The sequence below is a fragment of the Pyxidicoccus sp. M6 genome, assembly GCF_055568925.1.
Map to the genome: position 1 here is coordinate 7931494 of NZ_CM145714.1, position 26834 is coordinate 7958327.

Consider the following 26834-nt stretch of genomic DNA (forward strand, 5'->3'; position numbering starts at 1 on the left):
AAGACGTTCAAGCGGGAAGCCTCTAACGCGAGGCGTTAGCCCGTGCCAGCAGCTTCCCTGTTGTCGTCTCCCTACTAATGCGCTGCCGCCAGGCGGGCAGCCCGAGCGGGGGAAGCACCGCTGCGCACGGATGCCCAGGCTGTGGGCATGGCCGTCATCCACCTCGGCACCAGCGGGTACGTCTACAAGCACTGGAAGGGACTGCTCTACCCCACCGGCCTGCCGGCCAGCCGGTGGCTCCCCCGCTACGCCCAGGTCTTCACGACGGTGGAGCTCAACGCCACCTTCTACCGGCTGCCCACCGCGCAGGCCGTGGACGGCTGGCGCGACGCGGTGCCTCCGGGCTTTCGCTTCGCGTGCAAGGGCAGCCGCTTCCTCACGCACATGAAGCGCCTGTCCGACGTGGGAGAGGGCCTGGAGCGCTACTACACACCGGTGCTGCGCCTGGGCCGCAAGCTGGGCCCTGTCCTCTGGCAGTTGCCGCCGCACATGACGAAGCCGGACCCGGAGCGCCTGTCACGCTTCCTGGACGCGCAGCCCGCGGGCGTGCAGCAGGTCATCGAGTTCCGCCACCCCGCCTGGTTCCACCCGGAGGTGCTGGACGTGCTCCGCCGCCACAAGGCCGCGCTGTGCGAGCACGACCTCGTCCAGGCCCCGGAGCCCGCGCCAAGTCCCACCGCCCTCTTCCGCTACCTGCGCTTCCACGGCGCGGGCAGCCGCTATGCCGGGCGCTACGGGCGCGATGCACTGAAGCCCGTGGCCAGGGACTTGAAGGCGTGGCGGGCGCGCGGCCACGGCGCGTGGGTCTACTTCAACAACGACTTGCACGGGCACGCGCTGCTGGACGCGTTCGACCTGGCGGAACTGCTCGACGTGCCGGTGCACGTGCCTCCGGAAATGGAAAGGCCGCCCGCGGGCGTGGAGCCCGGGACGGCCTGACCGACTCACGGAGGTGAGCCCGCCGCGACTAGAAGTGGCGCGGGTGGCCCAGCGTGGCCTCGGCGCCCTCGTGCATGATTTCGGAGAGCGTCGGGTGCGCGTGGATGGTGTTCGCCAGCTCCTCGGTGGTGATTTCGAGCTTCAGCGCGACGCACGCCTCGGCCAGCAGCTCGGTGGCGTGCGGGCCGATGAGGTGCACGCCGAGCACCTCGTCGTACTTCTTGTCGGAGATGACCTTGATGAAGCCGACGGACTCGTTGGAGATGGCCGACTTGGTCACCGCGCCGAAGGGGGCGATGGTGAACTTCACGTCGTAGCCACGCTCCTTCGCCTTCTTCTCCGTCAGGCCCACCGAGGCGACCTCGGGGTAGCAGTACGTCGCGGACGGCGTCAGGTCGTAGTTGATGGGCTGCGGGTTCTTCCCGGCGATGTGCTCCACCGCCACCACGCACTCGGAGCTGGCCATGTGCGCGAGCATCGGCGTCGGAATCACGTCACCCACCGCGTACACGTTGGGCTCAGTGGTGCGCATCATCGAGTCGACCTTGATGAAGCCGCGCTCCGGCTTGATGCTGGTCAGGTGCAGGCCCACGTCCTCGGTGACGGGCGCGCGGCCCACCGCGGAGAGGAGGATTTCGGCCTCGAGCGTCTTCGTCTCGTTGCCCACCTTCATGGTGACGCGAACGCCGTCCGCCGTGTGCTCCACCTTCTCCACCGCCGAGCCGGTGTGCACGTCGATGCCGCGGCGGCGGAAGAGCTTCTCCAGCTCCTTGGAGATGTCCGCGTCCTCGATGGGCAGCAGCGCCGGCATGTACTCGACAATCGAGGTCTTGCTGCCCACGTGGTTGAACACGGAGGCGAACTCGCAGCCCACCGCGCCCGCGCCCAGGACGATGATGCTCTTGGGGATGCGGTCGATCTCCAGGATGGAGTCGCTGTTGAGCACGCGCTTGTGGTCCACCGGGACGTTCGGCAGGGACTTGGGCACCGAGCCGGTGGCGATGATGATGTTCTTCGCCTCGAGGACCTGCTTGGAGCCATCCTCGGCGGTGACCTCCACCTTGCCCTTGCCGGCAATGCGGCCATGGCCCTTGACCACGGTCACCTTGTTCTTCTTCATCAGGAAGTCGATGCCGCCCGCGCCCTTGGAGACCACCTTGTTCTTGTGGGCCATGGCGTTGGCCCAGTTGATGGTCGGGCTGGCCACGTCGATGCCGAACATTCCGGCTTCCTTGACGTGGTGGAAGAGCTCCGCGGTCCACAGGAGGGACTTGGTGGGAATGCAGCCGCGGTGGAGGCAGGTGCCGCCCAGTTTCTTGTCCTTCTCGATGATGGCCGTCTTCAGCCCGAGCTGACCCGCGCGGATGGCTCCCACGTAGCCGCCAGGGCCCGAACCGATGATCACCACGTCGAACGTCTCAGCCACGCACGCCTCCGTAACTATTGCGGATGGAACCCGGGGGGGCTGATAACCCCCGGTCCCGGTTGGAATCAAGGAGTTTGCTCTTGCGCCGCTTTCCCCTGCGTACGCTTCTGCTGATGCTTCTGGCGCTGGCTGCTTTTGCCCGCCTCTACTGGGTGACGCACCGCGAGGCACCGTCCGGTGCGCAGACGGAGGAGCGCGCCCGTGACGCGGCTGGCAAAGCAACGCCCGCCGCCCCGCCCTCCCCCGGCCTCACGGTGGCCTCTCCGGAGTGTCGCGCCCTGGAGCGCGCCCTCGATGGTGCCCTGCGTGCCCCCCAGGATGCACGGGCCGTGGACCAGGCGCGCAAGACGCTGGATGCCTGCCCCGCGCTTCCGGCGCGCGCCTGCGAGCTCGGCCCCGCTCTGGCCGTGCGCTCGCCCCTCGCGGCCGGAGAGGAGGCGCCCCTGCGGGGGCTGCTCGCCTCGTTGTGTGAGCGCTGCCCGACCGCCAACAACGCCTGTGCCCAGCGCGTGGCCCAGGCCCTCCTGGAGGGAGCCGTGGGCCCGGTGCCCACCGCGGCCACGCGGGGGGAGCTGAGCTGGAGCATCGAGCATGCCGGAAAGGAAGGCACGGTGGCGGCCTGTGACTCGCTCGTCCGGTTGGGGCTCGCGCCGGCCGCGCAGTCCGGCGCTCCCGTCACCGACGCCGTGCGTGCGGTGGTGTCCGAGTTGGCGCCCGTGTGCGCGAAGGCGGGGCTCCTGCCGGAGGCGGTGCTGCGAGCCGCCGCCGCGCACCAGGGGCTCCAGGAGGCGCCGAAGCTGGTGGCGCTCGTCTCCGCCTCCACCGTGGAGACGAAGGCAATCGATCCGGATCAGGTAACGGGCGCCGAGCCCGGGCGGCAGGCCTTCGACAAGGACGTCAACACCGGCGTCGTGGTGAGCAACGCCGCACCGCCGAAGACGTGGGCCCGGGACGGGGCCCTGCGCGCCAGCTACACGCCCGGGCTGAAGCACCTCGCATCGCTGCGGATCCGCGCCACCGGTCCAGGCTCGCTGCGGGCCATCGTGCGGACGCCGAAAGGCGTGGGATTGCAGGAGCCCGAAGGTGACTATTCCTTCGTCAATCCCACCGTGTGCCACTTCCGTGGCACGGGCCAGTGGGAGGTCTGCAAGCCCACCGTGCCGCTGCTCGACGTGGACGCGGTGAGCGTCTTCCCGGAGCGCGCGGGCATGGAGGTGAAGGAATTGGAAATCGTCGGCGCGCGGTGAAGGCCGGCGCCGAGGGGGCCTCCTTCAGCCCAGGAGGCCCTTCTCCTTCGCCATGCCGAAGATGGGCGCGGCGTCCTTCTTCAGCACCGCGCTGACGTCCTTGATGATGGAGTCACCGGACTTGGCCACCGACAGGAAGTTGTCGAAGGTGCGCGTGAGGATGAGCACGCCGGAGATGATGACGCGCTGGAGGTTGTGCTGCAGGTCCGTGCCCTCGTAGATGAGCCACGCCTGCTCCACACAGGTGCGGCGCGCGTCGAGGAGGAACTGGTTGAGCACCGCGCGCTCCTGCGCGTCCGGCACCTTCGACTTGGGGCTCACCGAGCCAACGTAGATGAGGTTGGAACCGAGCCGCTTCGCCGCGTCCTGCATCTGCGACAGGATCGTCGTGACGTCCTCCTTCGTCGGAGGATTCGGCCAGCGAGTGAAGATGACGCGGTCGATGATTTCAGCCTTGTAGGTGGGGCCGTTCACGATGCCTCCGGTGAGGCGGACGGTTTGCAAGCGCCCGGCCGGCGATCTCCACTTCGCCGCGCGCCCGAATGTGTAGCAGGAACACTCCAGCCAATGAAGAGAGTGGGCACCCACCCTGATCCACATTGAGTGGCAGTGATGCTGTTGCGCTGCAGTCCTGGCGTACAAAACCGTCCGGGTCGAGGCCGACACTGCCCCTGATGGCCCTCCAGGTCTCAGGAAGGCATGAAAGCCCCGACCCCGGAAACATGAGCGAGCGCGCCCGAGGGAGCGCTGATCCGTCAGCCCAGGTGCTCCACGGTGGGCAGGCCCGCCGGCATGCCCGCGTCGGCGGGCGCGGGCGTCATCGTCGCGGACGACGGCTTGCGGGCGCGGCGCACCTCCTTCTTGGCGGAGGCGCGGCGCGGGCTCTTGCTGACGGAGCGCGAAGCCGTGCCCTGGCGCTTCACGTCGCGCTGCTTGCGCGTCTTGCGCACGCCCGTCTTCCTCGAGTCCTTCTTCTTGCGCTGCGCCTTCAGCTCCGCCGAGTCCTTCGCAACGCGCCCCGCCAGGTGCGTCTTGCGGCGGGAGGGCTTCACCACCTTCTTCTTCGCGGCGGTCTTCGCCACCTTCTTTGCCTTCGCGGCCATGCGTGACTTCCTCCTGCGTGTGCAGGTATGCACGCGCGGCGCGCATGACCACTGTCCTGACGGGCGCTTCAGCGCGCGCGGCGGGCGAGGACAGCCTTCACGTCCTCCAACGTGAGGCCCAGCGGCTTCACCGCGACGAGCAGGTGGTAGAGCACGTCCGCCGCCTCCTCCACGGCGCGCTCCCTGTCCTTGTCCGCGCACGCCGTCACCAATTCCGCGGCCTCCTCTCCAATCTTCTTGAGGCGCAGGTTGCGGTCGTCGAGCAGCCGGCGCGTGTAGCTCGGCTTCTCGCCCTCGGCGGGGGCCTGGGTGGCGCGGCGGGCGATGGTGGCGTCGAGCGCGGCGAGCGCGTCCCAGCGCCCGGGGCCGAAGCAGGTCTCCTCGCCCGTGTGGCAGGCGGGGCCGGCCTTCGCCACGCGCGCCAGCACCGCGTCTCCGTCGCAGTCCGCGCTGAGCGACACCACGCGCTGCACGTTCCCGCTGGTGGCGCCCTTGTGCCACAGGCCCCGCGTGCGCGAGCGGTAGTGCATCTCCCCGGTGGCCAGCGTGCGTTCGAGCGCCTCGCGGTCCGCGTGCGCCACCATCAGCACGTCCCCGGTGCTCGCGTCCTGCGTCACCACCGTCACCAGGCCGTTGCCCTTCTGGAAGTCGAGCCGGTCCACGTCCAACGTCACCGCCGTCATCGCACCACTCCCGTCGCGCCGAGCCGCTCACGCACCACCCTGGCCAGCGCGCCATTGGTGGCGATGCAGTTGCCGCCGAAGGAGGTCTGCTTCCCCGTCCAGTCGGTGAAGACGCCGCCCGCCTCCTCGATGATGGGCTGCAGCGCCGCCGCGTCCCAGGGCGACAGCACCTCGTCCACCATCACCTCCGCACGGCCCGTGGCCACGAGCAGGTAGCCGTAGCAGTCGCCCCAGGTGCGGTCCATGGCCGCCTCCTTCGCGAGCGCGCGCCAGGCCTCGCCCCGCTCCGGGTGCAGGGGGAAGCGCTCGTCGGTGGACAGCACCACCGCCTTCGACAGCTCCGACTGGTTGGAGACGCGCGCGGGCTTGTCATTCCAGAAGCAGCCCTGGCCCGGCGCGGCCACGAGCAATTCGCCCACCGCGGGGAAGTACGCGGCGCCCGCGAGGATGCGCTCGCCCTTGGCCACCGCCACCAGCGTGCCCCACAGCGGCACGCCCCGGATGAACGTCTTCGTGCCGTCGATGGGGTCCAGAATCCAACGCCGCTCCGCGCCCGGCCGCGTCTCGCCGAACTCCTCGCCGAGGATGCCGTCCTCTGGGAAGCGGGCAGAAATCCAGTCGCGGGCCGCCTGCTCGGCCGTCCGGTCCGCCACCGTCACCGGCGTGCCGTCCGACTTGGTGTCCACGGCGATGCCGCCCCGGAAGAAGCCGAGCGCCACGTCGCCGGACTTCCGCGCCACCTCCGCCGCCGCCTGCATCAGTGCCTGTCTGTCATTCATGTCGTGCTCCGCACGTGCACGCCATCCTCGCGGAGGAGCGACTTGATGGCTCCCACCGTCGTGACGCCGTCGTGGAGGATGCCGGCCACCAGCGCCGCGTCCGCGCCGCCCTGCTTCAGCGCGTCCCGTACGTGCGCCGCGCTGCCCGCTCCGCCCGAGGCGATGACGGGCACATCCACCGCGTCCGCCACCGCGCGTGTCAGCTCCAGGTCATAGCCGCTGCGAGCCCCGTCCCGGTCGATGCTGGTGAGCAGCACCTCCCCTGCCCCGCGCGCCACGCACTCGCGGGCCCAGGCCACCGCGTCCAGGTCCGTGGGCTTGCGGCCGCCGTGGGTGTAGACGCGCCAGCGCCCGTCCTCCCTCTTGGCGTCGATGCTCGCGACGACGCACTGCGCGCCGAAGCGCTCCGCGCAAGCCGTGAGCAGCGCGGGGTTGGTCACCGCCGCCGAGTTGATGCTCACCTTGTCCGCGCCCGCGCGCAGGGCCCGGCCCACGTCGTCCGCCGTGCGCACGCCGCCGCCGACGGTGAGCGGAATGAACAGTCGTTCCGCGGTGCGCTGCACCAAATCCCAGAGCGTGCCGCGCTCCTCGGCGCTCGCGGAGATGTCCAGGAAGGTCACCTCGTCCGCGCCCTCCTGCTCGTAGCGCCGGGCGAGCTCCACCGGGTCGCCCACGTCGCGCAGGCCTTCGAACTGCACGCCCTTCACCACGCGCCCGCCCTTCACGTCCAGGCAGACGATGAGTCGCCGCGTGAGCATCACTTCACCTCCAGGGCCACGGAGCCCTTCATGCTGAACACCGTCCCCGAATCCACCATCGCATCCCGCAGCGCGAGGCCCAGCGCCTTGAAGGCGGCCTCCGTCGCGTGGTGGCTGTCCTTGCCGCGCAGCACACGCAGGTGCAGCGTCACCTTCGCGTGCTCGCTGAACGAGCGCATGAAGTGCTCGTACAGCCGGTTCTTCAGCGGGCCCTGGTAGTAGAAGCGGCCGCCCGCATCCAGGCACGCCTGCACCAGCGCGTCGTCCATGGGGATGGTCCGCTCCGCGAAGCGCGCGGCCGTGGCGGGAATGACCTTCTGCACCGCCGTGCCCAGGGTAATGGCCACGTCCTCCATGAGGTGGTGCGTGAGGTCTCCGCGCGCGTGCAGCTTCAGGTCCAGCCCGGCGTAGCGCGCGAAGGTGGACAGCATGTGGTCGAAGAACTTCAGGCCCGTGTCCACCTGGGTGACGCCCTTCCCGAGGGACAGCTCGACCTGGATCTTCGTCTCCTTCGTTTCCCGAATGACGGTGGTCATCCCGCGAACTCCTGCGCGACCGCGCGCGCGTCCAGCCTGCCCGTGTACAGCGCCATGCCGATGACCGCTCCGTAGGCACCGGCCTCGGCGAGCGCTCGGAGGTCTTCCAGCGTCGTCACTCCGCCCGAGGCGTAGAGCCGGTGACGGCTGGTGCGCGCCACCTCCTGCATCAGCGGCAGGTCCACGCCGGAGAGCTGCCCTTCCTTGTGCACCGCCGTCGCCAGCAGTCCAGCGAGTGGCAGCGGCTCGAGTGCCGCGAGCACATCGCGGATGTCCCGCGCGCTGCCCGCCGTCCAGCCGCGCGTCACCACCTCGCGGCCCTTCACGTCGGCGGCCACCACCACCCGGTTCGGGAAACGGTTGGCGACCTCCGACAGCCACGCGGTGTCTTCGATGGCGCGCGTGCCCACGACGACCGAGGACGCACCGCCTTCGAGCAAGGCCTCCACCCGGTTCGAGTCGCGCACGCCGCCGCCCACCGTGAAGGTCAGGCCGCGCTCATGAGACGTGAGACGGAAGATGGCGTCCGCGTTGGAGCCCTTGCCCAAGGCCGCGTCCAGGTCCACCACGTGGAAGGTGCGGAAGCCGAAGGAGCGCCACTTCCTCAGCGCGTCCAGCGGGTCATTCACGCGCACCTTCTCCGCGTCGTATGAGCCACCGACGAGCTGCACGCACGCGCCTTCACGGAGGTCGATTGCGGGGATGGCAATCACGGCGACACCTCCTTCAGGAAGGCCTGCACGAAGGCCACGCCCGCCAAGGAAGACTTCTCCGGGTGGAACTGCACGCCCACCACGTTCCCCCTGCGCACCGCCGCGGGGAAGCGGTCTTCCTCGTGCGTCGTCCAGCCGGTGACGATGGACGCATCCGTCGCTCGGCAGACGTAGCTGTGCGCGTAGTACACCGTGTCCAGCTTCGCGCCCTGCAGCGTGCGGTCTCCCTCCACCGTGTTCCAGCCAATCTCCGGTACACGCCGCGAGGCGAGCTTCGTCACCTTGCCGGAGAAGTAGCCCAGGCCCGCGCCCGCGCCCTCCTCGCTGCTGTCGAAGAGCAACTGCATGCCCAGGCAGATGCCCAGGCACGGAAGGCCCTGCTCCAGCGCGTCGCGCATCGCCTGACGCCCTGGCTCCAGCCGCGCCGCCGACGCACCGAAGGCGCCCACACCCGGCAGCACCAGCACGTCCGTGTCCAGCGCGCGCACCGGGTCCTCCTGGATGCGCACCTCCGTACCCTCCACCGTGGCCAGCGCCTTGGCCAGCGAGTGCAGGTTGCCCGCTCCGTAGTCGAACAAGGTGACTCTCATCGCAGTGACTCCCGCAGCGCCGCCAGCGCCGTCTCCAGAAGGGGCCAGGGGGCACTGCCAATCCGGAGCGCATCCCCCACCCCGGTGAGCCCCTGGAAGGCCCGCACATTCACGTCCCGCTCCCGCATCCGCTCCGCCACCTTCGCCGCGCCCGGCAGCGGCACCATCAGGAAGTTGGCCTCCGACGGAAGCGGGCGCAGGCCCAGCTCCATCAACTCACCGCGCAGCCGCTCGCGGTTCGCCACCGCCTCGCGCGCGCGGGCCTTCACCCACTCGCCATCCTCGGTGAGCACCGCGGTGGCCATGGCCTCCGAGAGCGCGGTGAGCATGTACGGCCCCCGCGCCTTCTCCACCTCGGCCACCAGCGCGGGAGCTCCCACGGCCCAACCCACGCGCATGCCCGCCAGTCCGTACGCCTTGGAGAACGTCCGCGTCACCAGCACGTTGGGCCGTGAGCGCGCCAGGTCCAGGAAGCCGGGCCCGGACGCGAAGTCCACATAGGCCTCGTCGATGATGACGAGCCCGGGCGCACGCTCCACCACCCGCTCCACCGCCGCGCGAGACAGCGCCGTGCCGGTGGGGTTGTTGGGCGCGCACAGGTAGATGACCTTCGCGCCCGTGGCCAGCAGAGCGTCCGCGTCGATGTCGCAGTCCGCGCGCAGCGGCACCGGCGCGGCCTTCACCCCGTTCATCTTCGAGTACAGCGGCACCATGACGAACGTGGGGTCCATGAAGGCGAGCGTCTCGCCCGGCTCCAGGAAGGCGCGAACGGCGCTGTCGATGATGCCGTCCGAGCCGCAGTTCGTCGTCACCGCCTCCGGCGTCACCCCGGCGTACGCGGCCACCGCGCGGCGCAGGTCCGGCGAGTAGCCCGCCGGATACGCCGACACGGCGCGCAACGTGGCCGAGCGCAGCATGCGCTCCGCCGCTGGCGGTGTGCCGAAGAGGTTGGTGTTGTCGCTCAGGTCCACCCGGCACGGCTTCTTCGCCGGCGAGTAGAGGGGAATGTCCCGGTACGACGCGCGAGTGGGAATCACGGGCGCCTCCAGGCCCGCGCCGCATCCGCGTGAGCGAAGAGGCCCTCGCTGTCCGCGAGGACTCCAACATCCTCCGCCAGCGCCGCCGCCGCCGGAGCCTCCACGCGCTGCCACGTGGTCCACCGGTAGAAGTCCAGCAGGTTCAGCCCCGAGTACGCGCGGGCCAGTCCCGCCGTGGGCAGCACGTGGTTGGAGCCCGTCATGTAGTCGCCGTATGCCACCGAGGAGCGCTCGCCGAGGAAGACGGTGCCCGCGTTGCGCACGCGCGCCAGGTCGGCCTGCGACGACGCGGTGGCGAGCAGCAGGTGCTCCGGCGCGAAGTCCGCCGCGAAGGGCCACGCCTCCTCCAACGACTGCACGCTCAGCACCGCGCCCCGCGAGCCCAGCGCCGAGGTGACGATTTCCCAGCGCTTCGCCTCGTGCGCCAGCCGCTCCACCGCGCGGGCGATGGCATCCGCGTGCACCTCGCCCACCGCGAGCGTCACGCACGCGGCCTCGGGGTCGTGCTCGGCCTGGGCCAGCATCTCCCGCGCCACCGCTTCCGGGCTCGACGTGGCGTCCGCAATCACCAGGATTTCGCTCGGGCCGGCCGGGGCTTCAATCGCCACCGCGCCCACCACCTGGAGCTTCGCCTCGGCGACGTACGCGTTGCCCGGACCGACGATTCGGTCCACGCGGGGCACGCTCTCCGTGCCGTACGCCATGGCCGCCACCGCGCCCGCTCCGCCCAGCGCGAAGACGCGGTCCGCGCCCGCCAGCGCCGCCGCGGCCAGCACGCTCGCGTGTGGCAAACCGTCCGGCCCCGGTGGAGAGCAGACGATGACCTCGCCCACGCCCGCCACCTTCGCTGGCACCACACCCATCAGCACGCTGCTGGGGTACACGGCGCGGCCTCCCGGCGCGTACACACCCACGCGTCCCAGCGGGTCCGGCCGCCGCCCCACCCACACGCCCGGCTCCGTCTCGATTTCGACGGCGCGCGGCCTCTGCGCCTCGTGCGCCCGGGCGATGTTGCGCGCCGCGCGGGCCAGCGCCTCGCGCACGGAGGGCTCCAGGGACGCCAGCGCCGCCTCGCAGCGCGCGAGCGGAACCTCCAGCGCCTTGAGCTCCACGCGGTCGAACTGGCGCGCCATCTCGAAGAGCGCCCGGTCTCCGTCGTCGCGCACGCGGGAGATGAGCTCGCTCACCCGCGAGGCCACGCGCACATCGGAGCCTCCCACGCGATTCAACAACCGGCGGCGGTCCTCCGCGGTCAGGGCTGAAAGCGGACCGCGGTACCTGAGGATGGAAGAGCAGAGGGAGTCCATCACGCCATCAACCTTTCGATGCGGGTGACGAGGATGCCCTCGCAGCCCAGGGCCTTGAGCGCATTGACGGTGCGGTAGATGGTCTTCGACGGCACCACCGCGTGCACCGCCACGAAGTTGCCGCCATTCAGCACGTCCACCACCGTGGGGCCGTTGAGGCCGGGCAGCACCTCGCGCACCTGCTGCAGCGCGGCCTTCGGCACGTTGGCCATCAGGTAGCGCTTGCCGCGCGCCGCCAGCACCGAGCCCAGCGCCAGCTTCAACTCCTCCAGCTTGCGCTGCGCGTCGGGCGTGTTGCTCTTGCAGGCCACCAGCCGCGCGCTGGACTCCAGCACCGTGGCCACCTCACGCAGGCCGTTCATCTTCAGCGTGGAGCCGGTGGACGTCAGGTCCACCACGATGTCCGCAATCCCCAGGTGCGGAGCAATCTCCGCCGCGCCCGACACCGGCACCACCGTCACCTTCTGCCCGCGCTTGTCGAAGAAGGACTGCGTCAGCCTCGGGAAGCAGGACGCCACGCGGCTGCCGTTCTTCACGTCGTCCGCGCCGGAGATGCCGCTCTCCTCGCGCGCCGCTACCACGAGACGACACTTGCCGAACTCCAGGTCCATCAGGTGGTCCAGCTCGCGCCCGGCCTCGCTGACGAGGTCCCACCCGGTGACGCCCGCGTGCGCCGCGCCGTCGGCGACGAACTCGGGGATGTCCTGCGCGCGGACGAAGATGGCTTCGAACTCGCCGCCCAGTGACGCGGTGAGGGCGCGGTCTCCGCGGGCCTTCACCTCCAGGCCCGCTTCGTTGAACAGCTCGCGCACCTCTTCGGAGAGGCGACCTTTGTTGGGAAGGGCAATCTTCAGCAGCATGGGTGGGCCTTCGAGGACTGCGAGGGGGAAGGAGTGCGCGCGGAAACGAAAAAAGGCCCGTCCTGGGGGGACGGGCCTTCGTCGCTGCGGCTTGTGCCGGGTGGGTGTGTGCGCTTAGCGGTTCACCCAGGCATGCGCATGGCGAGCGAACCCGTCCGGGCCGCCGTGATGATGCGCATGATGGTGATGGAACGCGGAAAGCACGACTCCATCAGTAACGATAAAGCCAGCCGCCGTCAACCGGCCCCAGGGTGAGGCGTCGTGACGCTTGCAAACCCGGGGGTGGGCGAGCAGGAAGCTCGCTCCATGAAAGTCTCGAACGTCATCATCGTGGGCGGCGGCATCATGGGTTGTGGCATCGCCCTGCGGCTGCGGCAGGCGGGCGTGCGCGTCACCGTGCTGGAGCGCTCCATTCCCGGCGCGGAGGCCTCGAGCGCCGCCGCGGGCATCCTCGCTCCGCAGATGGAGTCCGAGGGACCGGGCCCCTTCATGGAGCTGTGCCTGCGCAGCCGGGGCCTCTACCCCGCCTTCGCCGCCGAGCTGCGCGAGCTGTCCGGCGTGGACGTGGCCTACCGGCCGTGCGGTGTCCTCAAGGTGGCCTTCACCGAGAAGGACCTGCACCACCTGGACGCGACGGTGGCGTGGCAGCGCGCGATGGGCCTGCGCGCGGAGCTGCTCGACGGCACGGCCGCCCGGGCCCTGGAGCCCCGCCTGTCCCCGAAGGCGCTGGCCGCCGCGCACTTCCCGGATGACCACCAGGTGGACAACCGGCTGCTGGTGCGCGCCCTCTCCATGGCCGCCGCCCGCGTGGGCGCGGAGTTCAAGAGCGGCTACGTGCGCGGCGTGGTGCACGAGGGCGGCCGCGCGGTGGGCGTGGACCTGGACGGCGAGGTGCTGCGTGCGGACGCCGTCATCCTGGCGGCGGGCTCGTGGTCCGCGCTGGTGCAGGGCGCGGGCGTGGAGCCGAAGGCGGTGCGGCCGGCGCGCGGGCAGATGGTGCAGCTCCAGACGCGGCTGCCGGTGCTGGAGCGCATCGTCACCTCGGGGAAGGGCTACCTCGTGCCGCGCGCGGACGGGCGCGTCATCGCCGGCAGCACCATGGAGCTGGTGGGCTTCGACAAGCAGGTCACGGCGGCGGGCCTGGCCCGCATCCTCGACATGGCGCTGGAGCTGTGCCCCGAGCTGAGCTCCGCCTCCGTGACGGACTCGTGGGCCGGCTTCCGCCCGTGGACGGAGGACCGCAATCCCTACCTCGGCGAGGGCCCGGTGCCGGGCCTCTTCCTCGCCACCGGCCACTTCCGCAACGGCATCCTCCTGGCCCCGATTACGGCGAAGCTCGTCACCCAGGCGGTGCTCGGAGAGAAGCCCACCGTGGACCTGGCGCCCTTCCGGTACGACCGTTCCCCGGCCCGCGCTCACACCTGAGGGGCGCTCGGAGACGCCGAGCCTCGCGGGAGGACGACCCGGGACGTCGGCACGGGGGTACCCCCTACCGGGGTGGGTGTGGCCTCCCGGAGACCGGGCGGGCAGACAGCCGCTCCGGGCGGTTTCCAGAGGGAAAAAGGCTCTGGATTCGCGCCTGCACGCCCTTCTCCTCACCCACCGGGGGCCCACCTCCCTGTCCACTGGCGGATCAACCGCCAACCCTGGAAGGGTGGTAATTTCTCGTACTCGTTCGCCTTCGAAACCCGGAAACCCTAGAATCGACCGCCGTGGAAGCCATCCCTCCTGCCCCACCCCGAATCCTCATCGTCGATGATGACGACTCCGTACGCGACGTCATCTCCGTCCTCCTTCGGGAGGAGGGCTACAACTGCGTCGTCGCGAGCGGTGCCGAGATGGCGCTGGACATCGCGGGCGAGGAGGACACGCCGCTCGTCATCAGCGACATGAAGATGCCGGGCAAGGACGGCCTGTGGCTCCTGGAGAACCTGCGTGAGCGGCTCCCGGACACGTCCGTCATCATGCTCACCGGCTACGGCGACACCGAGTCCGCCGTGGACTGTCTGCGCCGCGGCGCGGTGGACTACCTCCTCAAGCCACCCAAGCTGACGGACCTCATCCGTGCAATCGAGCGCGCGCTGGCCAAGCGCCGCATCGAGATGGCCCGCAAGCGCTACCAGAAGAAGCTGGAGCGCAAGGTGCGCGACAGGACGGCGGAGCTGCGCAACGCCCTGCGCGACATCGCCAACACCTACCAGAACACGCTGCTCGCCCTGGTGGCCGCGCTCGACGCGCGCGAGCACGAGACGAGCGACCACTCGCAGCGCGTGGTCAGCTACACCTCGGCCATCGCCCATCGCATGGGCATCCATGGCAAGGAATTGGAGGAGATTGGCCGCGGCGCGCTCCTGCACGACATTGGCAAGATTGGCGTGCCGGACGCGGTGCTCCTCAAGCCGGGCAAGCTGACGCCGGACGAGTGGCTGGAGATGCGGAAGCACCCGGAAATCGGCTTCCAGATGATCCAGAACATCCCCTTCCTGGACACGCCGGCCTCCATCGTCCTCTCGCACCAGGAGCGCTGGGACGGCGCCGGCTACCCGCGCAACCTCCAGCGGCACGAAATCCACATCGGCGCGCGCATCTTCGCCGTGGCGGACACGCTGGACGCGATGACGAGCGACCGGCCGTACCGCAAGGGCACCTCGTTCGCCAACGCCATCCAGGAAATCCGCCGCTGCGCCAACACGCAGTTCGACCCCGAGGTGGTGCGCGCGTTCCTCGACATCGGCGAGGAGGGCCTCATCCGCATCAAGGAGGAGATGGCGCTGAAGAAGCTCCAGCTCCCGCAGGCGGAAGCGGACGCCACCGAGGCCGAGGCCGAGCTGGCCCGCCTCACTGATTTGGACGACGACGACGCGCCTCCAGGCCGCTCCTCCACCGTGTCGGAGAGCCCCGAGGTGAAGGACTCGGTGAAGCGGTCCGCCACCGGCACCGAGGGTTGAGTCCTGCGAAGTGATGGTGGGACGGAGATGACCGGCCCGAGGGTGGCTGTTATGAGGACAGGCCCGCCGTGACGACCACCGCCCCTCAGCCCCTTCCCGATCCGCTCGCTCCGCCCCTGCTGGACGCGCAGGGGCGCCGCATGACGTACCTGCGGCTGAGCGTTACGGACCGCTGCAACTTCCGCTGCACGTACTGCTCGCCCGCCTCCTGGGGTGGCAAGAAGGACCTGCTCACCGCCGAGGAGCTGGCGCGCATCGCCGCCGTCTTCGCGAGCATGGGCATCCGCCGCGTGCGCCTCACCGGCGGCGAGCCGCTCATCCGCCCGGACATCGTGGACGTGTCGCGGCGCATCGCCGCGCTGCCCGGCATCCGGAACGTGGCGATTACGACCAACGCCAGCCACCTGGAGGCGCTCGCGGTGCCGCTGCGCGAGGCCGGCGTCACGCAGCTCAACCTCAGCCTGGACACGCTCTCCCCGGAGACGTTCCGCCGCATCTCCAAGCAGGGCGACTTCGGCGCGATTCTGCGCGGCATCGACGCGGCGGCGGCGGCGGGCTACGCGTCGCTGAAGCTCAACGTGGTGGTGGTGCGCGGCGTGAATGACGGCGAGGCCGCCGCGCTGGTGGCCCACGCGCACGCGCGCGGCATCACCCCGCGCTTCATCGAGCTGATGCCCTTCGGCCAGGGACAGCCGGTGCCCACCGCGGAGCTCGTCGAGCAATTGAAGGCCGCCGGCCTGCCGCTGGAGCCCGAGCCGGAGGAGCTCGAGGACGCCGCCGCCTCCCCCACCTCCGGCCCCGCGCGCTACTGGCGCACGCCCGCGGGCCGCGTGGGCTTCATCTCGCCGCTCACCCAGAACTTCTGCGGCGGCTGCAACCGCGTGCGCGTGGCGTCCAATGGAGATTTGCGCAGCTGCCTCGGCGGGCGCGCGCAGGCGCCGCTGCACCAGCTCATCCGGGGCGGTGCCAGCGACGTGGAGCTGGCCGTGGCCATCCGCCGCGCGCTGGGCGACAAGCCGGAGGGACACCGCTTCACCGAGCCCGGCAATGGCGACACGCTGCTGACGATGATGGGCATCGGCGGCTGAAGGCAGGCCCGGCCCGCGGCATCAGCGCCTGAAAACACGACGGGCGGGCCGGCACCTTCGCCAGACCCGCCCGTGCGCTTCGAGCCCTCACGATGAGGGCCCGGTGCGGCCTACTTCACCAGCCGGATGTTGACCGGGTACCGGTAGAGCCGGCCCTCGTTCGCCTTCAGGCCCGCGATGATGGCGAACACCACGGCCGCGACCCACACCGCCGGAATCACGATGAGACCGATTCCCAGACACGAGGTGATACCGCCGATGACGTAGCCGATGAGGCAGGTGATCTGGAAGTTGAGCGATTCCGCTGAGTGGTCGCGAACGTAGGAGGACTCCTTCCCCTTCGTCAGTATCAGCACCAGTGGCACCAGGAAGCCAAACACGATGGTGCCCAGATGGGTCAGCAGCGCCATCGTCTTCTCATCCTGGGTCGGCATCGGTGAACCACTGATGAACGAACCCATCTGCTCCCGCGGCGGAGTCTCCATGAACGTCCCCTCCAGATTTCCGGGGGCGCGAAAAGCGCGCCCTTTGCGCACGCAACATGACATGCACCTGATCCGATTGTCACGTCTCGGACAGGTGCTCTGACGGGTCGTCCTCCGCGCCTTCCGGCCCGGGCCTGTGTCTCAGCGATACAACTGGCCACCGGCCTTCTTGAATTCCTCGCTCTTCTCCTCAAGCCCGGCCTTCAGCGCGGCGTCGTCGGAGACGCCCTGCTTCGCCGCGTAGTCCCGCACGTCCTGCGTAATCTTCATGGAGCAGAACTGGGGGCCGCACATGGAGCAGAAGTGGGCCACCTTGGCGCCCTCGGCGGGCAGCGTCTCGTCGTGGAAGGCGCGGGCGCGCTCGGGGTCCAGCGAGAGGTTGAACTGGTCTTCCCAGCGGAACTCGAAGCGGGCCTTGGACAGCGCGTTGTCACGCGCCTGGGCGCCCGGGTGGCCCTTGGCCAGGTCCGCGGCGTGGGCGGCGATCTTGTACGTAATCACGCCCTCCTTCACGTCGTCCCGGTCCGGCAGGCCCAGGTGCTCCTTGGGCGTCACGTAGCAGAGCATCGCCGTGCCGAACCAACCAATCATCGCGGCGCCGATGCCGCTGGTGAAGTGGTCATACCCGGGCGCGATGTCCGTGGTGAGGGGCCCCAGCGTGTAGAACGGCGCCTCGCCGCACACGGCGAGCTGCTTCGTCATGTTCTCCTGGATGAGGTGCATGGGCACGTGGCCCGGGCCCTCAATCATCGTCTGCACGTCGTGCTTCCAGGCGACCTTCGTCAACTCGCCCAGCGTCTCCAATTCGCCGAACTGGGCCGCGTCGTTCGCGTCGGCGATGGAGCCCGGCCGCAGCCCGTCACCGAGGCTGAAGCTGACGTCGTACGCCTTCATGATTTCGCAAATCTCGTCGAAGTGCGTGTAGAGGAAGTTCTCCTGGTGGTGGGCGAGGCACCACTTGGCCATGATGGAGCCGCCGCGGCTGACGATGCCGGTGAGGCGCTTCGCCGTCCACGGCACGTAGCGCAGCAGCACGCCGGCGTGGATGGTGAAGTAGTCCACGCCCTGCTCGGCCTGCTCGATGAGCGTGTCGCGGAACAGCTCCCACGTGAGCTCCTCCGCCTTGCCGCCGACCTTCTCCAGGGCCTGGTAGATCGGCACCGTGCCGATGGGCACCGGCGCGTTGCGCAGAATCCACTCGCGCGTCTCGTGGATGTTGCGGCCGGTGGACAGGTCCATCACCGTGTCCGCGCCCCAGCGGATGGACCAGACCATCTTCTCCACCTCCTCCTCGATGGAGGAGGAGACGGCCGAGTTGCCGATGTTGGCGTTGATCTTCACCAGGAAGTTGCGGCCGATGATCATCGGCTCCAACTCCGGGTGGTTGATGTTGGCGGGGATGATGGCGCGGCCGCGGGCCACCTCGTCGCGGACGAACTCGGGCGTAATCGTGCGCGGAATGGACGCGCCCCACGAGTGGCCCGGGTGCTGGGCGGAGAGCGAGACCTCCACCCGCTGGTTCTCCCGGATGGCCACGTACTCCATCTCCGGGGTGATGATGCCCTTGCGGGCGTAGTGAAGCTGGGTGACGTTGCCGCCCTTCTTCGCCACGCGCGGCTTGCGGCGGTGGGCGAAGCGCAGGCCGTCGAGGCGCGGGTCCGCCTCGCGCGAGCGGCCGTACTCGGAGCTGATGCCGGGCAACGCCTCCGTGTCGCCGCGGCCCACAATCCAGGCCTCGCGCACCGAGGCCAGGCCCTGGCGCACGTCGATGGGCGCGGACGGGTCCGTGTACGGACCGCTGGAGTCATAGACGTAGATGGGCGGGTTGGGCGTCACCTGCGCGTCCGGCCCGGGGCCGTGGCGCGTGGGCGTCTGGCTGATTTCCCTCAGGGGGACGCGGAGGTCCGGATGCAGCGCGCCCTCCACGTACACCTTGCGCGAGGCTGGCAGCGCGCCCCGGCTGATTCCTTCCAACACCTTCCCATCGACCTTCAGGCTCTTGGACGCTCCGCTCATCTCGCATCTCCTCGGCGGCGGAGGGATGGGCGGGCGAGGGGCCTGGGCCCCGGGCCGCTTCCCTCCGCCGGAATGACCCGGTTCAGGTTCCAAGGGTTGGCCGCTGACCGCGCGGCCGTCTCAGCCCCTCCCAGGGGCACCCCTAGCGACTGGGTGAGCACTTAGCGCACAGGAAAGCGGCCTTCAACCTGCCCGGCGGGTCCTGTAAAGAGGCGAGCATCCGACGCTTCGACGCAAGGCTTGCGGGCGACCGGAGGCCCGCGCAAGCGTTGCGCGCGCTGGGAGCCGGAAACACCGTTTCCCTGGAGCACTGCGCGTTGGCCCCGGACCTGCAACTTGGAGCCGCCGACAGAGGAACCACGAACCCGGAGAGCCGCACATGCAGATCGTCGGAGAGCTGATGACCCGTGAAGTGGTCACCCTCAAGGAGACGCAGAACCTGGCCAAGGCGGACGAGCTGCTCCGCCTCCACCGCATCCGCCACCTGCCGGTGCTGCGGCAGGGCAAGCTGGTGGGGCTCGTCACGCACCGGGACCTGCTCCGCGCGGCGGCCGTCCACACCAGCGACCCGGCGGCGCAGCCGCTGTGGGCCGCGGACATCATGACGCGCGACGTTCAGACGGTGCGCGCGGACACGCCGCTGAAGGACGCGGTGAAGCTGATGCTGCAACACAAGTACGGCTGCCTCCCGGTGGTGGATGCCACGGACAGCCTGCTGGGCATCCTCACCGAGGCGGACCTGGTGCGGTACGCGCAGTACCTCATCGAGGAGCGCGACCGGCACGAGATGGCGGCCGAGTTCGGCGCCTGAAGTCCCCGGCGCGTGACCGCCCCTGCTCGAGGCGCGCGACACCGGCATGGCTTCCGGGCCCAGCCCCCGGACGCTCGCGCCAGGTGCCCGTCCCCTGCTGGAGGCGGGGCTCTTCCTGAACCCCGCGGGAGCCTCGCTTCCCGGGCGTGTTCCGGACATGGCACGCTCCGGTGTGCCCGACGTGGTTGGCCTTCATTCCCCGCCGGACGCGTGAAGCCCCATGAACACCTCCCTCACTCCCTCGAATGCCGCGGCCTCGCCCATGCCGTCCCTCGCCGAGGATGCCCCGGCGCGGCGGAGCTGGCTGCGCCCCGCGCTCGCGATGGGGGGGCTCGCGGTGGTGGCGCTGGTGGCGGGCTTCGGTGTGGAGGAGCCGGTGGCCTCGCGCGCGGTGCTGATTGGCGGCGCGTGCCTGGTGCTGTGGCTCACGGAGGTGGTGCCGCCCTTCGTCCCCACCCTGCTGCTGCTGGGCGCGACCCCGGTGCTGCTGGGCCCGCTGGCCACGGACTACCGGATGGGCGCGGTGCTGGCGTGGGCCATGGACCCGGTGCTGGTCCTCTTCCTCGGCGGCTTCACGCTGGAGGTGGTGGCCATGCGGCATGGCCTGGACGCCGCGGTGGCCCGGCACGTGGTGCGGCTGTCGCGAGGGCGGCCCCGGCTGTTGCTGCTGCTCGTCATGGGCGGTGTGGCCTTCCTGTCCATGTGGATGTCCAACGTGGCCGCGGCGGCGATGATGCTGGCGGCGCTGCGCCCCATCCTCCAGGCCACCCCGGCGGGCGAGCCGCTGCGGCCCGCGCTGCTGATGGGCGTGGCGCTGGGCGCCAACTTCGGAGGCATGGCCACGCCGGTGGGCAGCGGCCCCAACGCGCTCGCGGTGGCCGCGGCCGGCGCCTACACGCAGGTGACGTTCGCCGAGTGGATGGCGCTGGCCCTGCCCCTCACGGCGCTGATGCTGGGCCTGGGCTTCGTGCTGGTGCTGCTGCGCTTCCCCGTGCGCGGCCTGCTGGCCCTTCCCGCCCAGGAGCCCGAGCCGCTCACCCGCTCCGGCCGGGGCGTGCTCGTGGTGAGCGCGGCCTGCGTGGTGGCATGGCTGTCCGAGCCGCTGCATGGCGTGCCCGCGCCGGTGGTGGCGCTGGGGGCCACGGCGCTCCTCTTCGGCAGCGGCCTGCTCGCGCGCGGCGACCTGGGGAAGCTGGACTGGTCCACGCTGCTGCTCATCGCGGGGGGCATCGCCCTGGGCCGGCTGATGGAGCACTCCGGGCTGGTGGCGCGCGCGCTGGCCGGCTCGGACCTGGGAGGCTGGCCGGTGCCGGCGCAGCTCGGCGTGCTGGTGGTGGCGGCGGCGGCGCTGTCCGCGCTGATGAGCAACACCGGCACCGCGGCGCTGCTCATCCCCCTGGCCGTGCAGCTCCACCCGTCCGCGGCCACGCCCATCCTCGTCGCACTGGGGTGCTCGTTCGGCATCCCCTTCGTCATCAGCACCCCGCCCAACGCCATGGCCGCGGGCGAGGGGCTCGCCTCTTCGGAGTTGATGCGGCTGGGGCTTCCCCTCATGGTGGCGGGATGCCTGCTGGTCAGCCTCACCGGCCCCATGGTGCTACGTCTCTTCGGTCTGCCATGAGCTACCCTGCCCGCCCTGCCCTGGACCCAGGGACCAGGAGCACGTCCTTCCAGAAGCACCCGCGCGGCACGCGAGTTGAAGGGGTATGGCCCGCCCAGGGCATAGCGGGAGGTAGGCCCATGACGTCGGTTACCATCACCGAGTACGAAACTCGCCTCTTCTGGCAGGGAGAGCGCGGCGCCGTCCTGACGAGCGACCAGGCGCCTCCCCTGCCCATCGGCCGGCCGCTGACGGAGCCCGGCGCCGCGGACGAGGGCCAGTGGGGACCGGAGTCCCTATTGGTAGGCGCGGTGGAGGGACGCACGCTGCTGGCCTTCCTGGAGCGGGCGCGCGAGGCGAAGGTGCCGGTGCTCTTCTACCAGAGCTCCGCCATGGCCCGCGTGGTGGGCACCCCGGGCCAGCCGCCGCACTTCACGGACCTCATCGTCCGTCCCCACGTCGCCGTGCCCGATGACGCCGCCGCGGAGGCCGCGCGCCACATCTTCTCCGAGCTGCCCGCCCACTGCTTCCCCAGCTCCATCATCCAGCTCACGCCGCGCATCGAGCCCGTCGTCGAGACGTGGAACGTCCGCTCCACCACGTCCCGCGAGGCGCGACCCCCGAGCCTCTCTGCTTCCTGACCCGAAAGCCCCAGACACCCCATGTCCCAACAGCGAATCCTGGTCGTCGACGATGAGGACAATGCCCGCCGGGCGATTGCCACCATCCTCCAAGAGGAAGGCTACGAGGTGGCCGAGGCCTCCAATGGCGCGGAGGCCCTGGCCCGCATCCCCGAGTTCTCGCCCGCGGTGGTGCTCTCCGACGTGCGCATGCCGCAGATGGACGGCCTCACGCTGCTGAAGACGGCGCGCGAGCAGGGCAGCGACGCGACGTTCGTGATGATGACGGCCTTCGCCAGCGTGGAGACCGCCGTCGAGGCGATGAAGGCGGGCGCGGACAACTTCCTGCTCAAGCCGCTGGACGCGGACCAGGTGCTGGTCATCCTCGGCAAGGCGCTGGAGAAGCGCAGCCTGCGCCAGGAGGCCGAGGCCCTGCGCGACCAGGTGCGCTCGCGGGTGAAGCGCTTCCACGACATCATCGGCGAGTCGCCGCCGCTGCAGGGCATCTACGACGTGGTCCGCCGCGCGGCGGGCACGCGCGCCACGGTGCTCATCCTCGGTGAGTCCGGCACCGGCAAGGAGCTGATTGCCCAGGCGCTGCACCAGGAGTCGTCGCGCAAGGACAAGCCCTTCATCCGCGTGCACTGCGCGGCGCTGGCGGAGAACCTGCTGGAGAGCGAGCTGTTCGGCCACGAGAAGGGCTCCTTCACGGGCGCGCTCGCGCGCAAGGAGGGCCGCTTCGAGTTGGCGGACGGCGGCACGCTCTTCCTGGACGAAATCGGCGAAATCTCGCCCTCGGTGCAGGTGAAGCTGCTCCGCGTGCTCCAGTCGCGCGAGTTCGAGCGCGTGGGCGGCACGCAGACGCTCAAGGTGGACGTGCGCATCGTCGCGGCCACGCACAGGGATTTGGCCGCCGAGGTGAAGGCGGGCCGCTTCCGCGAGGACCTCTACTACCGGCTCAACGTGGTGAGCGTGACGCTGCCGGCGCTGCGCGAGCGCAAGAGCGACATCCCCGCGCTGGTGAACCACTTCCTGGAGAAGTACGGCGAGGCGTACGGCAAGGAGGTGCGCGGGCTGGCGCCGGGTACGCTCCAGGCGCTGCTGTCCCACGACTGGCCGGGCAACATCCGCGAGCTGGAGAACGCGATTGAACGCGCGGTGGTGCTGGCCCAGGGCCAGGAGCTGACCACGGACGACCTGCCTCCGGTGCTGCGCGGGCCGCGTCCGGCGGGCACGGCCGCGGGCGCGCTCATCCCCGGCGCCACGCTGGCGGCGATTGAGCGCGAGGCCATCCTCCGCACGCTGGAGATGGTGCAGGGCTCCACGTCGCGCGCGGCCGAGGTGCTGGGCATCAGCGTGCGGAAGATTCAGTACCGCCTCAAGGAGTACGGCATGCAGGGCGGCGGGCCGCTCAAGGCCGTGGCCGACGAGGAGGAGGACGTGGCCGCGGAGTCGTAGGCGCCCCCCAGGCGGGCCGGGCATGCGGGACTGGTAGAGTGCCCGCATGCGCATGAGCCGCCGGTCGTCCCGTGGAAGCGTGGTGCGTATCCTGGTGTGGGCGGCGAGCATCGTCCTGCTGCTCGCCGTCATCGCGCTGGTGGCCGCGGACCGGTGGGTGCGCAAGCAGTACGAGCCCACGCTCGACGCCTTCAGCGCGGACATGAAGGCGAACGTGGACCTGTTCTGCGAGGAACAGGCGAAGCTCGCCGCGGACCCGTGGTTCCATGAGCCGCGCACCGAGGGCGACGCGGGGCCCCTCCTCAATGTCTGGCTGGGGTGGGAGAGCCCGGGCCCGAAGATGCCTGCGGACTCGCCGCTCCAGGTGCCCGCCGCGCTGGGAGAGAAGCTGGACTGGGACACGCTGCTCGCGTCCGACTTCGACTTCTCCACACTGGACTTCGGGTGGATGAAGCAGCTCCAGGCCTACGACAGGTGGGACACCCTGAAGCACACGCCCGCGCCGCTCGCGGAGCCGTACTTCCACATGACGGCCCCCATACCGAGCTACGTCCCCCTGCAGACCTGGGCGAAGCTCCGGCTGATTCACGGCATGCGCACCGGACAATCGCTGGAGGCAGCCCGGGACGTGCGGCACCTGGCGTGGCTGGCGTACCGCTCGGACACGATTCTGGGCGCGATGATTGCCAGGGCGATTCTGGGCTTCGAGCGCAAGACGCACGAGTTGATGCAGTCGCCTCCGCCTGAGTGGCGCCCCATGAGCGCCGAGCAGCACGACCGCATGCGCGCCGTGTTCTGGGCCAGCATGTCCTTCTCCAGCATCGCCACGCCCGTCGAGGTGGCACGGAAGGCACGTGCGTGCGGCCCGGCCATCGCGCTGTGCACGGGCCTGAGCGAGGCGGCGGGGCTGGCCCGCTACCTCCAGCCGCTCGCGGAGGGGCCGTACCGCCCGGCGTATGCGGCGCTCGGCGAGGCGGTGGCCTCGGCCCCCTGCCCCACCTCGCTGGTGAAGATGTACTGGGAGCGCGGCGCCACCATCCACGACGTCCCTCCCGCGGGGACGGACATGCCCACCCTGCCCACGTGGATGCGAGTGCTTCCCACCCCGCTCTCCGGGAAGCACGTGGCTGGCATCCTCCTGTCCATGGGCGCGCAGAACATCGACCACCTGAAGCAGCTCCGCGCCGCGCCGGCCTCCGCGGACGCCGCGCCCTGACCGGTCCTGGGACGAAGCTTCCGAAATACGACAGGTGTCGTAGGTCCTGACGCGGCGCGCGCGGCCTCGGTGCCCCGAGCGTACGACAGGCGTCGTAGCTCTGCGCGGGACGCACGCCGCTCCTTCCCGTCGAAAGTACGACAGTTGTCGTAGCGTGCCGCAACCGAACACCGCCACTCTCAAGGAATGAGAGCCCACGCCATGACGCAGCCGGCGATCCGCTGACGGCGGAAGACCCCTCGACATCTACGACGCTCGTCGTTGACTCTTACGACATCCGTCGTAATACTTCCGCTCATGACTCCCGCCTTGCCGCAGCCCACGCGTGCCGAGCTGGCCATCCTCCGAGTCCTCTGGGAGTTGGGGCCCTGTACGGTTCGACAGGTCCACGAGTCGCTCCGTGACACCCAGGACAAGGACACGGGCTACACCACCGTGCTGAAACTCCTGCAGAACATGACGGAGAAGGGGCTCGTCCAGCGCGACGAGAGCGAGCGCACCCACGTCTACGAGGCCGCCCTCAGTGAGAAGCGCACCCAGCGCGACCTGCTGCGCGACTTGATGGACCGGGCCTTCGGCGGCTCGGCCACCACGCTGGTGGCGCAGGCGCTGTCCATGAAGCGCACCTCCGCCGAGGAGCTGGCGGAGATTCGCAGGCTGCTGGACGAGCACGAGAAGCGGGGGAAGTGAGATGGGTGCCCTGCACATGCTCTCGCAGCAGCCCGTTTTCCTGGCGTTGGAGCAGGCGCTGATCGGCTTCCTCTGGCAGGGCGCGGCGGTGGCCCTCGTCGTCGCGGCGGCCATGGCCCTCCTCCCCGAGCGCGCCTCGCGCGCCCGCTATGCCACCGCGTGCCTCGGCCTGCTGGCCATGGCCGTGCTCCCCATCGTCACCTTCCTCACCAATCTGGCCGAGGCCTCGCGCTTCAACTTCTCAGCAGGCCCCACCGCGGGCGCCTCGGTATCTTCTCCCCTCTCCATCAACGCCACCTTCACGGTGATGGCGGGGCCCACGCCCATGGGCGACACGCCGTGGCTGGAGACGGTGCGCCCGTGGCTGCTGCCGGTCTGGTGCCTGGGCGTGCTGCTGCTGTCCTCGCGCACCCTGCTGGCCTGGGCCATGACTCAGCGCCTGTCCCGCCGCGACACGCGCGAGGCCGCCGCTCCGTGGAAGGCCGCGCTCGAGAAGGCGCTCGTCCGCATGCGCATGTCCGGCCCGGTGCGCCTGCTGGCCTCCGCCTCCATCGACGTGCCCATGGTCATCGGCCTGTGGCGGCCCCTCATCCTCGTGCCCGCCAGCGCCATGACGGGCCTGAGTGCCTCCCAGCTGGAGGCCATCCTCGCCCACGAGCTGGCCCACATCCGTCGCCACGACTACCTCGTCAACCTCCTGCAGTCCCTCGTGGAGACGCTCCTCTTCTACCACCCCGCCGTCTGGTGGCTGTCCCACCGCATCCGCGAGGAGCGCGAGCACTGCGCCGACGACCTGGCCGTCCAGTGCTGCGGTGACGCGTACCTCTATGCGCGCGCCCTGGCCCACATTGAACAGCTGCGCCTCACGCCCTCGCCCCAGCCCGCGCTGGGCGCCGGTGGCGGCTCGCTGCTGACGCGCGTGCGCCGTCTGCTCTCCGCCTCCGAGTCCCACGCCCAGCGCCGCCCCTGGAAGCTGGCCAGCGGCGTGGGCAGCGCGCTGCTCGCGGTGGTGCTCGGCACCTCGCAGCTTCCCGACACGGCTCGCGCGGAGGAGCCGCCAAGTCCCGCGCCGTCCGCCGCCCGGCCCCGGCTGGAGAAGGGGCACGCACTCGCGGCGAGCGCTCCGGTGCAGCGGCCCCTGGTGGCTCCCACCTTCGTTCCGCCCCCGAGCCCGGCGCCGGTCCGCGCGTCCCGCCCGAGCGCCCGGAGCGCCCCGAAGGAGGAGCGCGCTCCCTCCGCGCCCGCCGTGAAGAGCCGCTCGCCGCGCTCCGCGCCGCTGCTCATCCCCGACACGCAGTCCATCGCGCGCACGGAGTTGCCGCGCGCCCCGTACTCGCTGGACGCCGAGCCTGCCGTGGAGCCCTCCGCGCCCGTGCTGCTCGGTGCGCCCGTGACGGAGGACTCCTCCGAGGCCTTCGCCGTCACCGTCGCGCCTCCGGCCGAGAAGTCCCAGCCCGCCGTCCTCGAACTGGGGCCGGGCATCACCCCGCCCCGCCGTATCTCCGGCGAGCGCTTCCACTACAACAGCCTCACGTACGGCATCCGCTCCGCGGTGTCCTCCTTCCCCAGCGGCTCGGTGGTCGCCCGCTGCACCATCACCACCGAGGGCTTCGTCACCGACTGCAAGTCGCTGCAGGGGCTCAGCGGGCTGGAGGACAACGTCATCCGCACGCTCTCCACGTGGCGCTACGAGCCGGCCATGCTCAACGGCAGGCCCGTGGCCGTGTACTACGTCTTCGACATCGTGTTCAGCACCCAGCCGGGCGGCGCTCGCATCGAGCCACCGGGCAAGCAGATGGCGAGCGTGGACCTCGAGCAGTACCGGAGCGGCGCGGCGGCCAGCCACTCGTGCATCGTCTGCAAGCGCTTCACCACCGACGGGCGCATCCTCTTCCGTTCGGGCACCTTCTGACGGCGCCGGGCG

26 protein-coding genes and 1 riboswitch are annotated in these 26834 nt (G+C 70.5%); of the genes, 12 read left to right on the forward strand and 14 right to left on the reverse strand.

Translation table 11 applies throughout. The features are described 5' to 3' along the window. Window positions 1-147: 147 nt before the first annotated feature. Entirely contained in the window at window positions 148-939 is a 792-nt protein-coding gene (locus tag ACVTJA_RS31190; protein ID WP_465825156.1) for a DUF72 domain-containing protein, read from the forward strand. 28 nt (window positions 940-967) lie between these two features. On the opposite strand, the gene lpdA is transcribed toward ACVTJA_RS31190, so the two are convergent. Further along, entirely contained in the window at window positions 968-2365 is a 1398-nt protein-coding gene (gene lpdA, locus ACVTJA_RS31195; RefSeq protein ID WP_465825157.1) for a dihydrolipoyl dehydrogenase, read from the reverse strand. A gap of 80 nt (window positions 2366-2445) precedes the next feature. Between lpdA and ACVTJA_RS31200 the strand changes: the two genes are divergently transcribed. Further along, window positions 2446-3612 (forward strand): hypothetical protein, encoded by a 1167-nt coding sequence (locus ACVTJA_RS31200; protein WP_465825158.1) that lies wholly within the window; start codon window positions 2446-2448, stop codon window positions 3610-3612. Between the two features lie 24 nt (window positions 3613-3636). Here the strand turns inward: ACVTJA_RS31200 and ACVTJA_RS31205 are convergent, their stop codons facing one another. The 11 genes from ACVTJA_RS31205 to hisG form a co-directional block, all read right to left on the reverse strand. Beyond that, window positions 3637-4086, reverse strand: coding sequence for a DofB protein (locus ACVTJA_RS31205; RefSeq protein WP_465825159.1), 450 nt, complete (start codon window positions 4084-4086; stop codon window positions 3637-3639). Between the two features lie 281 nt (window positions 4087-4367). Beyond that, complete coding sequence (locus ACVTJA_RS31210) at window positions 4368-4715, reverse strand: hypothetical protein (protein ID WP_465825160.1); 348 nt, start codon at window positions 4713-4715, stop codon at window positions 4368-4370. A gap of 68 nt (window positions 4716-4783) precedes the next feature. Beyond that, complete coding sequence (gene hisIE, locus ACVTJA_RS31215) at window positions 4784-5398, reverse strand: bifunctional phosphoribosyl-AMP cyclohydrolase/phosphoribosyl-ATP diphosphatase HisIE (RefSeq protein ID WP_465825161.1); 615 nt, start codon at window positions 5396-5398, stop codon at window positions 4784-4786. Continuing rightward, window positions 5395-6177 carry a histidinol-phosphatase gene (hisN, locus tag ACVTJA_RS31220; RefSeq protein WP_465825162.1) on the reverse strand — a complete coding sequence of 261 codons (783 nt, stop codon included), beginning with the start codon at window positions 6175-6177 and terminating at the stop codon, window positions 5395-5397. Before hisN ends, hisIE begins: the two co-directional genes overlap by 4 nt. Continuing rightward, entirely contained in the window at window positions 6174-6935 is a 762-nt protein-coding gene (hisF, locus tag ACVTJA_RS31225) for an imidazole glycerol phosphate synthase subunit HisF (RefSeq protein ID WP_465825163.1), read from the reverse strand. Before hisF ends, hisN begins: the two co-directional genes overlap by 4 nt. After that, on the reverse strand, window positions 6935-7471 hold the full coding sequence (locus ACVTJA_RS31230) for an imidazoleglycerol-phosphate dehydratase (protein WP_465825164.1): 537 nt from the start codon (window positions 7469-7471) through the stop codon (window positions 6935-6937). The genes hisF and ACVTJA_RS31230 overlap by 1 nt, the downstream gene beginning before the upstream one ends. Beyond that, a complete protein-coding gene (locus ACVTJA_RS31235; protein WP_465825165.1) occupies window positions 7468-8184 on the reverse strand; it encodes a 1-(5-phosphoribosyl)-5-[(5-phosphoribosylamino)methylideneamino]imidazole-4-carboxamide isomerase in 717 nt (238 codons plus the stop codon). Before ACVTJA_RS31235 ends, ACVTJA_RS31230 begins: the two co-directional genes overlap by 4 nt. Then, window positions 8181-8774: an imidazole glycerol phosphate synthase subunit HisH gene (gene hisH / locus ACVTJA_RS31240; RefSeq protein WP_465825166.1), complete on the reverse strand. Its 594-nt coding sequence runs from the start codon at window positions 8772-8774 to the stop codon at window positions 8181-8183. The genes ACVTJA_RS31235 and hisH overlap by 4 nt, the downstream gene beginning before the upstream one ends. Next, entirely contained in the window at window positions 8771-9811 is a 1041-nt protein-coding gene (locus ACVTJA_RS31245) for a pyridoxal phosphate-dependent aminotransferase (RefSeq protein ID WP_465825167.1), read from the reverse strand. Before ACVTJA_RS31245 ends, hisH begins: the two co-directional genes overlap by 4 nt. Continuing rightward, window positions 9808-11118 carry a histidinol dehydrogenase gene (gene hisD / locus ACVTJA_RS31250; RefSeq protein ID WP_465840557.1) on the reverse strand — a complete coding sequence of 437 codons (1311 nt, stop codon included), beginning with the start codon at window positions 11116-11118 and terminating at the stop codon, window positions 9808-9810. The genes ACVTJA_RS31245 and hisD overlap by 4 nt, the downstream gene beginning before the upstream one ends. Next, complete coding sequence (hisG, locus tag ACVTJA_RS31255) at window positions 11118-11978, reverse strand: ATP phosphoribosyltransferase (RefSeq protein ID WP_465825168.1); 861 nt, start codon at window positions 11976-11978, stop codon at window positions 11118-11120. Before hisG ends, hisD begins: the two co-directional genes overlap by 1 nt. A 306-nt stretch (window positions 11979-12284) precedes the next feature. Here hisG and thiO point away from each other — a divergent pair, with 306 nt between their 5' ends. From thiO to moaA, 3 genes are all read left to right on the forward strand, one after another. Further along, entirely contained in the window at window positions 12285-13403 is a 1119-nt protein-coding gene (gene thiO / locus ACVTJA_RS31260) for a glycine oxidase ThiO (RefSeq protein WP_465825169.1), read from the forward strand. 287 nt (window positions 13404-13690) lie between these two features. After that, window positions 13691-14926 (forward strand): HD domain-containing phosphohydrolase, encoded by a 1236-nt coding sequence (locus ACVTJA_RS31265; protein ID WP_465825170.1) that lies wholly within the window; start codon window positions 13691-13693, stop codon window positions 14924-14926. A gap of 68 nt (window positions 14927-14994) precedes the next feature. Beyond that, window positions 14995-16014 (forward strand): GTP 3',8-cyclase MoaA, encoded by a 1020-nt coding sequence (gene moaA, locus ACVTJA_RS31270; RefSeq protein WP_465825171.1) that lies wholly within the window; start codon window positions 14995-14997, stop codon window positions 16012-16014. A 110-nt stretch (window positions 16015-16124) separates the two neighbouring features. On the opposite strand, the gene ACVTJA_RS31275 is transcribed toward moaA, so the two are convergent. Further along, a complete protein-coding gene (locus ACVTJA_RS31275) occupies window positions 16125-16448 on the reverse strand; it encodes a DUF4870 domain-containing protein (protein ID WP_465825172.1) in 324 nt (107 codons plus the stop codon). Between the two features lie 192 nt (window positions 16449-16640). Beyond that, window positions 16641-18515 carry a phosphomethylpyrimidine synthase ThiC gene (gene thiC, locus ACVTJA_RS31280; RefSeq protein WP_465825173.1) on the reverse strand — a complete coding sequence of 625 codons (1875 nt, stop codon included), beginning with the start codon at window positions 18513-18515 and terminating at the stop codon, window positions 16641-16643. A gap of 42 nt (window positions 18516-18557) precedes the next feature. Beyond that, a riboswitch (TPP riboswitch) is annotated at window positions 18558-18669 on the reverse strand. 225 nt (window positions 18670-18894) lie between these two features. Between thiC and ACVTJA_RS31285 the strand changes: the two genes are divergently transcribed. The 7 genes from ACVTJA_RS31285 to ACVTJA_RS31315 all read left to right on the forward strand — a co-directional run bounded on the left by ACVTJA_RS31285 (window position 18895) and on the right by ACVTJA_RS31315 (window position 26822). Beyond that, entirely contained in the window at window positions 18895-19326 is a 432-nt protein-coding gene (locus ACVTJA_RS31285) for a CBS domain-containing protein (RefSeq protein ID WP_465825174.1), read from the forward strand. A 220-nt stretch (window positions 19327-19546) separates the two neighbouring features. Then, the gene (locus tag ACVTJA_RS31290; RefSeq protein ID WP_465825175.1) at window positions 19547-20947 is read left to right on the forward strand and encodes an SLC13 family permease; all 1401 of its coding nucleotides are present in this window, start codon (window positions 19547-19549) and stop codon (window positions 20945-20947) included. Window positions 20948-21066: 119 nt separating this feature from the next. Continuing rightward, entirely contained in the window at window positions 21067-21567 is a 501-nt protein-coding gene (locus tag ACVTJA_RS31295; protein WP_465825176.1) for an OsmC family protein, read from the forward strand. Between the two features lie 21 nt (window positions 21568-21588). Beyond that, window positions 21589-23004 carry a sigma-54-dependent transcriptional regulator gene (locus ACVTJA_RS31300; RefSeq protein ID WP_465825178.1) on the forward strand — a complete coding sequence of 472 codons (1416 nt, stop codon included), beginning with the start codon at window positions 21589-21591 and terminating at the stop codon, window positions 23002-23004. A gap of 82 nt (window positions 23005-23086) precedes the next feature. Continuing rightward, complete coding sequence (locus ACVTJA_RS31305; RefSeq protein WP_465825179.1) at window positions 23087-24220, forward strand: hypothetical protein; 1134 nt, start codon at window positions 23087-23089, stop codon at window positions 24218-24220. A 297-nt stretch (window positions 24221-24517) separates the two neighbouring features. Next, entirely contained in the window at window positions 24518-24910 is a 393-nt protein-coding gene (locus ACVTJA_RS31310) for a BlaI/MecI/CopY family transcriptional regulator (RefSeq protein ID WP_465825181.1), read from the forward strand. Window position 24911: 1 nt separating this feature from the next. Further along, window positions 24912-26822, forward strand: a complete 1911-nt coding sequence (locus tag ACVTJA_RS31315; protein ID WP_465825183.1) for a M56 family metallopeptidase — start codon at window positions 24912-24914, stop codon at window positions 26820-26822. Window positions 26823-26834: the final 12 nt, after the last annotated feature.

Bases quoted from the DNA above. Each gene is read 5' to 3' on its own strand.
- ACVTJA_RS31315 (WP_465825183.1), top strand. From the start codon at position 24,912: ATGGGTGCCCTGCACATGCTCTCGCAGCAGCCCGTTTTCCTGGCGTTG.
- hisG (WP_465825168.1), bottom strand. From the start codon at position 11,978: ATGCTGCTGAAGATTGCCCTTCCCAACAAAGGTCGCCTCTCCGAAGAG.
- ACVTJA_RS31190 (WP_465825156.1), top strand. From the start codon at position 148: ATGGCCGTCATCCACCTCGGCACCAGCGGGTACGTCTACAAGCACTGG.
- thiO (WP_465825169.1), top strand. From the start codon at position 12,285: ATGAAAGTCTCGAACGTCATCATCGTGGGCGGCGGCATCATGGGTTGT.
- ACVTJA_RS31300 (WP_465825178.1), top strand. From the start codon at position 21,589: ATGTCCCAACAGCGAATCCTGGTCGTCGACGATGAGGACAATGCCCGC.
- ACVTJA_RS31275 (WP_465825172.1), bottom strand. From the start codon at position 16,448: ATGCCGACCCAGGATGAGAAGACGATGGCGCTGCTGACCCATCTGGGC.
- hisIE (WP_465825161.1), bottom strand. From the start codon at position 5,398: ATGACGGCGGTGACGTTGGACGTGGACCGGCTCGACTTCCAGAAGGGC.
- hisD (WP_465840557.1), bottom strand. From the start codon at position 11,118: ATGGACTCCCTCTGCTCTTCCATCCTCAGGTACCGCGGTCCGCTTTCA.
- hisF (WP_465825163.1), bottom strand. From the start codon at position 6,935: ATGCTCACGCGGCGACTCATCGTCTGCCTGGACGTGAAGGGCGGGCGC.
- ACVTJA_RS31230 (WP_465825164.1), bottom strand. From the start codon at position 7,471: ATGACCACCGTCATTCGGGAAACGAAGGAGACGAAGATCCAGGTCGAG.
- hisH (WP_465825166.1), bottom strand. From the start codon at position 8,774: ATGAGAGTCACCTTGTTCGACTACGGAGCGGGCAACCTGCACTCGCTG.
- ACVTJA_RS31310 (WP_465825181.1), top strand. From the start codon at position 24,518: ATGACTCCCGCCTTGCCGCAGCCCACGCGTGCCGAGCTGGCCATCCTC.
- hisN (WP_465825162.1), bottom strand. From the start codon at position 6,177: ATGAATGACAGACAGGCACTGATGCAGGCGGCGGCGGAGGTGGCGCGG.
- ACVTJA_RS31285 (WP_465825174.1), top strand. From the start codon at position 18,895: ATGCAGATCGTCGGAGAGCTGATGACCCGTGAAGTGGTCACCCTCAAG.
- ACVTJA_RS31295 (WP_465825176.1), top strand. From the start codon at position 21,067: ATGACGTCGGTTACCATCACCGAGTACGAAACTCGCCTCTTCTGGCAG.
- ACVTJA_RS31210 (WP_465825160.1), bottom strand. From the start codon at position 4,715: ATGGCCGCGAAGGCAAAGAAGGTGGCGAAGACCGCCGCGAAGAAGAAG.
- thiC (WP_465825173.1), bottom strand. From the start codon at position 18,515: ATGAGCGGAGCGTCCAAGAGCCTGAAGGTCGATGGGAAGGTGTTGGAA.
- ACVTJA_RS31290 (WP_465825175.1), top strand. From the start codon at position 19,547: ATGAACACCTCCCTCACTCCCTCGAATGCCGCGGCCTCGCCCATGCCG.